Below are 2,540 nucleotides of genomic sequence, written 5' to 3'. Positions count from 1 at the left end.
ACCAGAAGGTATGGAAATGGTTATGCCTGGAGATCACATCGACATGGTAGTTGAATTAATTAACCCAATCGCAATGGACGAAGGATTAAGATTCGCAATCAGAGAAGGTGGAAGAACAGTAGGTTCAGGAGTTGTTACTAAAGTATTAGCTTAATTTTTAGTAAGTAATTTCTAAATTGAAATATATAAAAGGCTAGAGAGACGTCTCTAGTCTTTTTTTTATGTATCCCAAAGCCTTTCAATATGATTATTTTTTTGCTAGAGATGTCTCTAGTTTTTTTTTATGCAAAGAAGTACGGTGATTTTTGAAAGTTGAAATTAAAGACGATGATATTGATAGTAGACTTAGTAATATGGATATTTGAAATAGACTTAAAGAGGAAGAGTTATAAAGAAGAGATGGGAAGTTTTTGTTATGTGTAAAACAAAACATGGCATTCCGAAGTGGTGAATTGAATGATTAAAATAAAAGCTTTAGAAAAGGAAAATAAATAATTAAAAGAAATTAAATAATCAAAAAGTAGAGGAGTTTAAAATGGATAGTAGATAGTAGATAGTAGATAGTAGATGGTAGGAGATATTTTTATATGGAGGTGAAATATATATTTGTCTATAGGAATGAAGGAGTAATTAATTGGTTATTACTTTTTGGATAAAAAGCTGGAAAGTTTGAATAAATGACCTAGAGAATTGATTAAATAGATGTGAAGTGGATAAAATAAAAGAAGTAATTGATTAAAAAGTATTTAAATTAAGAAGAGAAGACAATGGAAATGAGAAAAAGAGAAATTAGAGTAAAGAAAATTTGAATTTTCGATAAAGGTATCAATATATAGAAAAGAAAAAAGTTGAATGCGAAAAAATCTTAAAATGGGTATGAAAAAATGAAAAAAATATAAATAAAAAAACACTTGAAATTTTATATAAATACATATAAAATAAAGAAAGCGAAAAGAATTTGGATAAAAAAATATTTATTCAAAAGGCTTGAAATACTTCTGTAAAGATAGTATAATATAGAAGTTGTATAGCATGCGGCGAAGATTCAAGAGGTTGCCGGACTTCCGGGTAATTCTTGATGAGTATGTCTGGATCTAGAATCCGACGACAGGGATTCTATATAATTTCCGTTTTGTAAATTTACGAAACACCAGGAACAGTTTATAGAATAACCGCTGTTGTGCGTTAGAAGTAAAGCGTACATGAAAAGGAGGGAAACCGAGATGTCAAAACAAAAAATAAGAATCAGATTAAAAGCATTTGATCACACTATATTAGATCAATCTGCTGAAAAAATTGTTGAAACTGCAAAGTCAACAGGTGCTAAGGTTGTTGGACCAGTTCCATTACCAACTGAGAAAGACGTTGTTACTATATTAAGAGCAGTTCACAAATATAAGGACTCTAGAGAGCAGTTCGAAATCAGAACTCACAAGAGACTTATAGATATCGTTAATCCATCACCAAAAACTGTTGATGCTTTAATGAGATTAAATCTACCAGCTGGTGTAGATATCGAAATCAAGCTTTAATTAGCTGAAAAAATAAAAGACATTGAACTAGTAAGATTAGAGATAATCCGCTATTAGTTTGGGAGGTGTAAATACATGAAAAAAGCTATAATAGGTAAAAAAATAGGTATGACTCAAATATTCGATGAGAATGGTAAAGTTGTTCCTGTAACTGTAGTAGAAGCTGGTCCATGTGTTGTTGTTCAAAAGAAAACTGTTGAAAAAGACGGTTATGATGCAATACAAGTAGGATTTGGAGAAGTGAGAGAAAAATTACTTAACAAACCTAAAAAAGGACAATTTGCTAAAGCTGGAGTTTCATTAAGAAGAACTCTTAAAGAATTCAGATTAGAAGATACAACTTCATATGAAGTAGGTCAAGAAATCACTGCTGAAGTATTTGCAGCAGGAGATAAAGTAGACGTATCAGGGGTTTCTAAAGGTAAGGGATTCCAAGGTACAATTAAAAGATGGAATGCACAAAGAGGACCTATGTCACACGGTTCTAAGTTCCACAGAGCACCAGGTTCAATGGGAGCAGCTTCTGATCCTTCAAGAACATTCAAGAACAAGAAGATGCCAGGACACATGGGAGCACAAAACAAAACTGTTTTAAACTTAGAAGTAGTAAAAGTAATTGCTGATAAAAACTTAATACTAATCAAGGGTGGAATCCCAGGACCTAACAAAGGTAGAGTAGTAATAAGAAATGCAGTAAAAGCTTAATTTCTAGAAGAAAGGAGGAAGCAGGATGCCTACAGTAGGATTATTTAATAAAGAAGGTAAAAAAATTGAAGATATCCAATTAAATGATGGAATTTTCGGATTTGAAATAAATGAAAACGCAATGCACCAAGTAGTTGTTGCATTATTAGCTAACAAGAGACAAGGAACTCAATCAGCTAAAACAAGAGCTGAAGTTAGAGGAGGCGGAATCAAGCCTTGGAGACAAAAAGGAACTGGTAGAGCTAGACAAGGTTCAATCAGAGCTCCACAATGGATCAAAGGTGGTATAGTATTCGCACCAAA

General features: G+C 32.2%; 3 protein-coding genes and 1 pseudogene. All 4 read left to right on the top strand.

The window, feature by feature from the left end:
• Nucleotides 1-154: pseudogene (gene tuf / locus ACRC28_RS11600) on the top strand (elongation factor Tu); the annotation flags it as partial.
• Between the two features lie 1,069 nt (nt 155-1,223).
• Nucleotides 1,224-1,532 (top strand): 30S ribosomal protein S10, encoded by a 309-nt coding sequence (gene rpsJ, locus ACRC28_RS11595; protein WP_002598903.1) that lies wholly within the window; start codon nt 1,224-1,226, stop codon nt 1,530-1,532.
• A 75-nt stretch (nt 1,533-1,607) separates the two neighbouring features.
• Nucleotides 1,608-2,237 carry a 50S ribosomal protein L3 gene (rplC, locus tag ACRC28_RS11590; RefSeq protein ID WP_438543603.1) on the top strand — a complete coding sequence of 210 codons (630 nt, stop codon included), beginning with the start codon at nt 1,608-1,610 and terminating at the stop codon, nt 2,235-2,237.
• 25 nt (nt 2,238-2,262) lie between these two features.
• On the top strand, nt 2,263-2,540 hold a 278-nt coding region (locus tag ACRC28_RS11585), incomplete at its 3' end, for a 50S ribosomal protein L4 (RefSeq protein WP_438543602.1).

Origin of the sequence: Clostridium sp. (assembly GCF_051650885.1) — a bacterium.
Lineage (GTDB): Bacteria > Bacillota > Clostridia > Clostridiales > Clostridiaceae > Clostridium.
The sequence above is the reverse complement of the archived record's forward strand: the minus strand, read 5'-3'. Positions and strand labels throughout refer to the sequence as shown.